This is a genomic window from Streptomyces apricus, assembly GCF_008369065.1.
Taxonomy (GTDB): Bacteria; Actinomycetota; Actinomycetes; order Streptomycetales; family Streptomycetaceae; genus Streptomyces; species Streptomyces apricus.
In genome coordinates, this window is sequence record NZ_VDFC01000008.1 from 65,835 (window position 1) to 74,661 (window position 8,827).

6 protein-coding genes are annotated in these 8,827 nt (G+C 75.2%); 4 read left to right on the plus strand and 2 right to left on the minus strand.

Features of this window, described 5'->3' with window-relative positions:
- Window positions 1-3 precede the first annotated feature (3 nt).
- Both FGF04_RS03315 and FGF04_RS03320 read left to right on the plus strand, forming a co-directional pair.
- The gene (locus FGF04_RS03315; RefSeq protein ID WP_149509681.1) at window positions 4-2,682 is read left to right on the plus strand and encodes a DUF7824 domain-containing protein; all 2,679 of its coding nucleotides are present in this window, start codon (window positions 4-6) and stop codon (window positions 2,680-2,682) included.
- 186 nt (window positions 2,683-2,868) lie between these two features.
- Entirely contained in the window at window positions 2,869-4,293 is a 1,425-nt protein-coding gene (locus tag FGF04_RS03320; protein WP_235882161.1) for a GNAT family N-acetyltransferase, read from the plus strand.
- A gap of 44 nt (window positions 4,294-4,337) precedes the next feature.
- Here the strand turns inward: FGF04_RS03320 and FGF04_RS03325 are convergent, their stop codons facing one another.
- Window positions 4,338-5,588: a trans-sulfuration enzyme family protein gene (locus FGF04_RS03325; RefSeq protein WP_235882162.1), complete on the minus strand. Its 1,251-nt coding sequence runs from the start codon at window positions 5,586-5,588 to the stop codon at window positions 4,338-4,340.
- A gap of 60 nt (window positions 5,589-5,648) precedes the next feature.
- Here FGF04_RS03325 and FGF04_RS03330 point away from each other — a divergent pair, with 60 nt between their 5' ends.
- Window positions 5,649-6,197 carry an Lrp/AsnC family transcriptional regulator gene (locus FGF04_RS03330; RefSeq protein ID WP_235882163.1) on the plus strand — a complete coding sequence of 183 codons (549 nt, stop codon included), beginning with the start codon at window positions 5,649-5,651 and terminating at the stop codon, window positions 6,195-6,197.
- A gap of 32 nt (window positions 6,198-6,229) precedes the next feature.
- Complete coding sequence (locus tag FGF04_RS03335; RefSeq protein WP_149509683.1) at window positions 6,230-7,921, plus strand: DUF885 domain-containing protein; 1,692 nt, start codon at window positions 6,230-6,232, stop codon at window positions 7,919-7,921.
- A 69-nt stretch (window positions 7,922-7,990) separates the two neighbouring features.
- Here FGF04_RS03335 and FGF04_RS03340 read toward each other — a convergent pair.
- Window positions 7,991-8,827 (minus strand): SDR family oxidoreductase (locus tag FGF04_RS03340; protein WP_235882164.1); only part of this gene is annotated, 837 nt, incomplete at its 5' end.

Here is an 8,827-nt window from a genome sequence, read left to right on the forward strand (position 1 = left end):
GCGATGTGCAGGGCGGCGAAGGGGGCGGTACCGGTGGGCGAGTTGCTGGTGGAGGCCGTGCGGGCGGGGCGGACCGGCGAGGCCGTGGGCCTGCTGGACGGGATGACGGACGCGGAGCGGCGCGGTTGCCTGCCGGCGCTGAAGGAGCTGCGCAAGGAGCTGCGGACCGCGCCCTGGAACTCCCCCTCCCGCAAGGCGTATCCCGCGCTGCACGCGGCCGGGGCGGCCTGCCACACCGGAGCGGCCGGAGCCGCCGCCTGGCTCGGCGCGGCCGACATGCGCTGGTCCCAGGCCTCGCCCGCGGTGCTGCTGCACGTGCTGGGCGACCGGGAGCGGGACTGGCTGGGCAATCTCGCGCAGCGGCTGGCGGACCGTCCGGAGACCGCGCAGGTGCCCTACGAGCTGATGGCCGGGCTGGTGCGGCTGTCGGGCTGCGCGGTGCCCACGACGGAGACCTACGTGATCGGCTGGGTCGAGCAGACCCGCAGCCTGTGGCAGCGCGGCGACACCGTGGTGCAGCGGCTGCGCCAGGATCCGTACACGCCGCGGCTCGTCCCGGCCCTCTTCGAGCTCCCGGAGATCGGTAATCGCCTGGACTGGCTCTTCGGCGACGGTCCCGACGCCTTCGTCGCAGCTCTCGCGCAGCTCACCGGGGAGGGCCTCCTGGACCGCGCGACCATGCTCGACGCCTGCGTCGCCCGGCTGCTGCGCGGCAGCGCGGCGGCCGACTGCCGGGTGTTCCTGCGGCTGCTGACGGCGCTCGCGCCCGGCCGGGACGAGGAGCGGGAGCGCGTCGCGGACTGGCTGGCGCTCGCCTCCCACCCGGTCTCCACGGTGGCCTCGCACGCCCAGTCGGTGCTGGCCGCGCTGGCGCTGAGCGGCGGCCTCGCCCCCCGCGACCTCGCGGAGATGTCCGCCGTCGTGCTGTTCCGCACGGAGAAGAAGCTGGTGCGCGCCCAGCTCGTGCTCCTGGGGAAGGCGCTGCGCCGCGATCCGTCGAGCGCGGGCGAGCTGCTGCCCACCGTGGCCCAGGCCTTCGGCCACGACGACACGGACGTGCAGGAGCGCGCACTGAAACTGGTGGAGCGGTACGCCGAGGGGCTGGACCCGCGGGCGCGGGACGAAGTGGCGGAGGCGGTGCCGCAGTTGAGCGCCGGGCTGCGGGCGCGTGGCGGTGCGGCCCTGGGCGTGGACGCGGCCGGCCTCGCCCCGCTGCCGCKCCTGGAGCTGCTGCCGCCCGCGCCGGAGCCCACGCCTCTGGCGGCGGCGCCGGACTCGGCGGTCGAGCTGGCCGAGGAGGTCGGGGCCCTGCTGGCGTCGTCCGACGGACGGGACATGCCGGCGTTCGAGCGCGCCCTGGACGGTCTGGTGCGGCACGCGTACCGGAACAGGGCGGAGCTGGTCGAGGCCCTGGCACCGGTCACCGCACGGCTCTGGTGGACGGACCCCGGGCGTCACGACCACTCGGCGGACGCGTACTTCCGCAACGCGCCGCACGGCCTGGAGGTCGTCCTCGCGACCCTGCTGGACCGCGTGCGGACGGACACCCTCCACTGGGCCCACCAGCACGGCCCGGTCCCCGACCCCTGCGTGCACAGCGCCCTGTCCGCCGTCCTCGACGCACGCCTGTGGGAGGCGGCCCACCGCGTCCGGACCGACCCGCCGCCGTTCCTGCTGGCCACGCCCACCTGGTCGTCCGGGTTCCTGGAGCCGGACGAGCTGGTGGAGCGCCTGGACGCCTACCGGCGGCTCGGTGCCCGGCCCGGCGCCGCCGACTTCACCCAGGCCCTGCTCCGGGTGCGCCGCGAGGACCCGGCGGCGCTCGGCGCGGCCGCCGCGCGGGCGGCGGCGCTCGGCACCACCGAGGGGGAGCGGCTGGCCCGGTGGCTCACCGGCACGGGCCCTGCGACCCCGACGACCGGACGGCGCACCTCGGGGGTGCGCATCCTGATCGAGCACGGGGAGATCGAAGGGCTGCCGGAGCACCTGCCGCCCGCGTTCCGCCGGCTGGGCAGCCCCCTGGGCGTCTTCGAGGCGCGCCGGTACTGCCCGCACTACTGGGACCGGTTCGGCCGGGAGCACTGGCTGGCCGTGCTGCCCGGGCGGCCGGAGCTGGTGGCCGCGCGCCTGCTCCGCGAGATCTCCACCGCCTCGGTGGAGGAGGTCCGGGACGTCGTGACGGCGCTGCCGCTGCTCGCCGAGGCGGCGGGCGAGGCCGGCGAGGCCGTGCACCTGTGCGTGGCGTACGGGCTGGGCGCGCGCCACCAGCAGGACCGGCTCAGCGCGGTGGACGCCCTGCTGGTCCTCGCCGCGCGCGGGCAGCTGGACGCCGAGGCGCTCGGCAACGACCTGGGGCAGCTGGTGCGGCGCGGGGCGCTGAAGCCCCTGCGGCTCGCCGACTCGGTGCACATCGCGGCGACGACCGGCGCGTACGCCACCGTGTGGTCGATACTCCGGGCCGCGCTGCCGGTGGTGCTCGCGGGCCTCGCGCCGGACGGTGCGGCCCCGCCCGCCCGGGGACTCGGCGAGCTGCTGGCCGTCGCCGCCGAGTGCGCCGAACGGACCGGTGCGCGCGACGACCTGGCGCACCTCGCGCAGGCGGCGGAGCGGCGTGGTTCGTCCCGGCTGGTGACACAGGCCAGGCGGCTGCGGACCGCGCTGGAACAGGGGGTGGCCGCCTGACCCGGGCGCGGTCGCGGGCGTGGTCACGGGCGCGCGGTATGCCGGGCCGCGTCGGGCCATGTCAGGCCACGCCGGGAACTCGTAAAAAGCGCAACAAAAAAGACAGACGGGCACTTAACCCATCAGTCACAATGCGTTCGCGGTCGCGCAACACCCGTACTCCACAGTGACTGTATGACTCCTGACATGTCTGATGTGACACGCGCGAAGAACGGCCGGCCGGTCCACCACTGGCGCCGGGACCTCGTCGAACTGGCCGCGCTCTTCACGGCGGTGGCGGTCGCCGACGCCGTGGCGAACCTCGTCGGGCACGGCCCCGACGGCCCGGCCCTGCTCGCGATCTCGGCGGTCGCACTGATCGCCACGGCCGGCTTCCACACATGGTGGTCACGACGCCACGGTCACGCCCCGCCGGCCGACGGCGGCGGAGATACCGGCGCCCGGCCGCCCACWCCCGAGRGGGCGGCCGGGGAGAGCGTGCTGTGGCGGATGCGCACCACCGTGCGGGACGAACCGGGTTCGCTGGCCGCGCTGTGCGCGGCGCTGGCGGGGCTGCGGGTCGACATCCTGAGCCTGCAGACGCACCCGCTGGCCGAGGGCACCGTGGACGAGTTCCTGCTGCGCGCCCCCGCACCGGTGGCGGCAGCCGAGGTGACGCGCGCGGTGGCGCTGTCGGGCGGCTCCGGCACCTGGATCGAGCGGGCCGACGCGCACGACCTGGTGGACGCGCCCACCCGCGTGCTGGGTCTCGCCACGCGCACCGCGCTGGACGCGGCTGAACTACCCTTGGCACTGCGCCAGTTGCTGGGGCGCTGCACGATCCGTTCGCTGCCCGCCACCTCGGTGCGCGGGACGGGGGCGGAGGAGGGTGCGCCCGTCGAGGGGGCGCTGGAGGAGACGGTGATGCGGCTGCGCGCACCGGAAGGCGGAGTGATCACAGTGGAGCGGCCCTATCTGCCGTTCACGCCCACCGAGTTCGCGCGAGCCCGGGCGCTGGTCGAGCTGGACGCCCGGCTCGGACCGCGTGTGCCGCACGGCCAGGACGCACTGACGCTGCCGCAGGGCGAGGACATCACCGTGCGCCGCGCCGACGCCGGTGACATCGATGCCGCGAAGGCCATGCACGAGCGGTGCTCGCCGCGCACGCTCGGCATGCGCTACCACGGACCCGTCGGCGACGCGGACAAGTACCTCAAGCACCTGCTCAGCCCGCACTTCGGCCGCACGCTCGCCGTGCGGACCGCGTCGGGGCGCGTCGTCGGACTCGGGCACCTCCTGTGGGACGGTGACGAGACGGAGATCGCGCTGCTGGTGGAGGACGAGTGGCAGCGGCGCGGCATCGGCGGCGAGCTGCTCGGCCGCCTGGTCGCGATGGCCGTGGAGGCGGGCTGCGAGAGCGTGTACGCCGTCACGCAGGCGTCGAACACCGGCATGGTCGCCGCGATGCGCGGTCTCGGCCTCCCGCTGGACTACCAGATCGAGGAGGGCACCCTCGTGATCACGGCCCGGCTGACGGCGGCTCCGTCGCACGCCGGGGTGCCGCACGCGCAGGACGGGCACGAGCCCGGACACGAGCCCGCACCCACCCCCGAACACTCCGTCCGGGACTGACCGAACGGCTCCCCGGCTGCTCAGCCACCTGGCCCCTCAGTGCCTCACCGCGGGCGCCGCGCTCCCAGCGCGGCGTCCAGGTCCTGCCACAGGTCCTCCACGTCCTCCAGCCCCACCGACAGGCGCAGGAGCCGGTCGCCGACCCCGCTCCCGCGCCGGTCCCCCGCGTCCACGATGCGGTGGCTGATCGAGGCGGGGTGCTGGATCAGCGTGTCGACGCTGCCCAGGCTCACCGCCGGGGTGACCAGCCGGACCCCGGCGATCACCTCGTGCGGGTCGCCGTGCACCTCGAAGGCGATCATGGCGCCGCCGAGCCGCGGGTAGTGGACCCGGGCGACCCGCGGGTCGGCGGACAGCCGCCGGACCAGTTCCGCGGCGGTCGCGGAGGCCGCGCGCACCCGTACCGGCAGCGTCGACAGGCCGCGCAGCAGCAGATAGCCGGCGAGCGGGTGCAGGACGCCTCCGGTGGCGAACCGGACCTGCCGCAGCCGCCCGGCGAACTCCTCGTCGCAGGCCACGACCCCGGCCATCACGTCCCCGTGCCCGCCCAGGTACTTGGTGGCGCTGTGCAGCACGAGCCGCGCCCCCTGTTCGGCGGGCCGCTGCAGCACCGGGGTGGCGAAGGTGTTGTCGGCGAGCAGTGGAACGCTCCCGCAGGAGTGGGCGATGGCCCGCAGGTCGAGTTCGGCGAGCGTCGGGTTGGCCGGCGATTCGACCAGGACCAGGCCGGTGTCCGGCCGCAGGGCGTCCGCGATCCCCGCGGGGTCGACCCACGTCACCTCGGAGCCGAGCAGTCCGGCGGTCAGCAGGTGGTCGCTGCAGCCGTACAGGGGGCGTACGGCCACGACGTGGCGCAGCCCCATGGCGCCGCGTACGAGGAGGACCGCGCTCAGGGCGGCCATCCCGCTCGCGAAGGCGACCGCGCTCTGCGTGCCCTCCAGCCGCGCGAGGGCGGTCTCGAACCGGGCGACGGTGGGGTTGCCGAGCCGGCCGTAGACCGGCGGCCCGTCCGGTTCGGCCCCGTCGGTGGCGAACGCGTCGATGCGGGCCGCCTCGGCGCGGCTGTCGTACGAGGGGTAGGTGGTCGAGAGGTCGATCGGCGGGGCGTGCAGGCCCTGCCGCGCGAGGTCGTCCCGCCCGGCGTGCACGGCCTCGGTGTCCAGGCTCCGGCGCCGCGCACCGCCCCCCGCGCCCGCGCCGAGGTCCGTCCCCGTCCCCGTACCCGCACCCGTCCCCAGGTCCGTACCCGTCCTCGTACGCATGTCCGTGCCCCCGTCCACTCCGTCGAAGTCCATGGGCGGCAGCCTGAACACCGGGCGGGTCCACGGGGGTGAACCCCGTGCTACGTTCGGCCGATGCCCGATTCCGTCGCACTGGACCCGGTGGACCTCCACCTCCTGCGCCTGCTGCAGAACGATGCCCGGACCACGTACCGGGACCTCGCCGCGCAGATCGGCGTCGCCCCGTCGACCTGTCTGGACCGGGTCACCCGGCTGCGCCGCTCCGGCGTCATCCTCGGTCATCAGCTGCGGCTCGATCCGGCCAAGCTGGGCCGGGGCCTGGAGGCGCTGCTGTCCGTCCAGGTGCGGCCGCACCGGCGGGAGCTGGTGGGGCCCTTCGTGGAACGCATCAGGGCGCTGCCGGAGTCGCGCACCGTCTTCCACCTCACCGGGCCCGACGACTACCTGGTGCACGTCGCGGTCGCGGACATGACGGACCTGCAGCGGCTGGTCCTCGACGGGTTCACCGCCCACCGCGAGGTGGCCCGCGTCGAGACCCGGCTGATCTTCCAGCAGTGGGACTGCGGACCGCTGCTGCCGCCCGGCCCGCAGGGCGCCGTACCCCCGGCGGCACCGGGTGCGATATCGGGCCGACACGGCGAAGTGCCTGGAAAACCGGGCTGACGTGGCGCCCGTCCGCATATGAGGATGGCGTCATGTCACAGACGAAGAACCCGCTGCCCCGTGAGGTCGCCGACGCCTACGTCGACGAACTCGTCGCCCTCGACCCGGTCACCGGTACGTACCTCGGCGTGAAGGAGAGTTCCAGCAGGCTGCCCGACACCTCGCCCGCCGGTCAGGAGGCACGCGCGCGGCTCGCGAGGGCGACGCTGGTCCGGCTCTACGAGGCGGAGCTCCGGCCGGGGGCGGACAGTGACGTCGAGCGCCGCTGCGCGCGCCTGCTGCGCGAGCGCCTCACCGCCGAACTCGCCGTGCACGACGCCGAGGAGGGCCTGCGTGCCGTCGGCAACATGCACACCGCCGCGCACGCGGTGCGCGAGGTGTTCACCGTGACGCCGGCGGACACGGACGAGGACTGGGCCGCGATCGCCGAGCGGCTGCGCGCGGTGCCGGCGGCCCTGGACGGTTACCGCGAGTCCCTCGCCCTCGGTCTGGAGCGCAAGCTGTACGCGGGCCCGCGTCCCACCGCGACCTTCGTCGGACAGCTCACGGAGTGGTCGGACACGGACGGTTCGGGCCGCGGCTGGTTCGAGGACTTCGCCTCGGCGGGCCCCGAGAGCCTGCGCGCGGAACTCGACGAGGCCGCCCGGGCGGCGACCGCGGCCGTCGTCGCGCTGCGCGACTGGATGCGCGACGTGTACGCGCCCGCGATCGAGGGCGCGCCGGACACGGTGGGCCGCGAGCGGTACGCGCGCTGGTCGCGCTACTTCAACGGTACGGACCTCGACCTGGACGAGGCGTACGCGTACGGCTGGGCCGAGTACCACCGGCTGCTGGCCGAGATGAAGGAGGAGGCCGAGAAGGTCCTGCCCGGTGCGGCGACCCCGTGGGCGGCGCTCGCCCACCTGGACGAGCACGGCCGGCACATCGAGGGCGTCGACGAGGTCCGCGACTGGCTGCAGGGCCTGATGGACCGGGCGATCGAGGAGCTGGACGGCACCCACTTCGAACTCGCCGAGCGGGTCAAGAAGGTGGAGTCCCGCATCGCCCCGCCGGGCGGCGCCGCGGCCCCGTACTACTCGGCCCCCTCCGAGGACTTCTCCCGTCCCGGCCGTACGTGGCTGCCGACGATGGGGCAGACCCGCTTCCCGGTGTACGACCTGGTGTCGACCTGGTACCACGAGGGCGTCCCCGGCCACCACCTGCAGCTGGCCCAGTGGGTCCACGTCGCCGAGGACCTCTCGCGCTACCAGGCGACTGTCGGCGGGGTCAGCGCCAACGCCGAGGGGTGGGCGCTGTACGCGGAGCGGCTGATGGACGAGCTCGGCTACCTCAAGGACGCCGAGGAGCGGCTCGGCTACCTGGACGCGCAGATGATGCGCGCGGCCCGCGTCATCGTCGACATCGGCATGCACCTGGAGCTGGAGATCCCGGCCGAGTCGCCGTTCCACCCGGGTGAGCGCTGGACGCCGGACCTGGCCCAGGAGTTCTTCGGTGCGCACAGCAGCCGTCCCGCGGACTTCGTGGAGAGCGAGCTGACCCGCTACCTCTCCATCCCCGGCCAGGCCATCGGCTACAAGCTCGGCGAGCGCGCCTGGCTGCTGGGCCGTGAGAACGCGCGCAAGCGGCACGGCGACGCCTTCGACGCGAAGGCGTGGCACATGGCGGCGCTGTCCCAGGGTTCGCTGGGCCTGGACGACCTGGTGGACGAACTGTCCCGCCTCTGACGGACGGCATCCGGCGGCCGGACCCCCGCGGAGTCTGCATCCTGCGGGGCCCGGCCGCCCCGGCGCCCGTCAGCGCCTGAAGCCGCCCTCCGAGTGGATGACCTGCCCGGTGATCCACTCGGCCTCGTCCGTCGCGAGCCAGGCGAGGAGCCGGGCCGGGTCGTCCGGCGTGCCCCAGCGTCCGGCCGGGAACATCGAGGCGACCGCCCGGTGCGCCTCCCCCGTCAGGTAACCGGTGTCGACCGGACCGGGGTTGACCGTGTTCACGGTGACGGCGTGCTCGGCCAGCGTGGTCGCGAGCGAGCGGGTGACCGAGGCGAGGGCGCCCTTCTGCAGGGCGTACGCGATCTCGCCGGGCATGCCGCCCGCGATGTCCTGGCCGGAGGTCATCATCAGCACGCGTCCGCCCGGTGTGCGCGGCGGCAGCGCGGCACGCAGCCGGGCGTACGCCTGGACGAGCAGGATCACCGACCGGGTGTCCACGGCCCAGTGCGCGTCGAGCGCCGCCGCGTCCAGTTCGTCCAGCGGGCCGTCCGAGCCGCTGAGGGCGTGGTTGGCGACGAGGATGTCGATCCGCCCGCCGAGCGCGTCCGCCGCGCGGGCGACCAGGTCGGCCGGGGCGGCGGGGGCGGAGAGGTCGGCCGGTCCGTGGACGACCCGGGCGCCGGGGTCGCCGAGCGCTTCCCGCACCCCGGCGGCGACCTCCTCGGGGTCGTCCGCGCCCCACGGCATCGCCGCGTCGTGCGGCACGTGGTGGTGCAGGTGGATGCTCGCGCCGTACGCGGCCAGGCGCCGGGCCACGGCGTACCCGATGCCGTCGCGCCGGCTGGCCCCGGTGACCAGGGCGGTGCGTCCGCGCAGCGGCAGCGGGTCGCGGCGCAGGGCTTCGGCGGTGGGTGGGGGAAG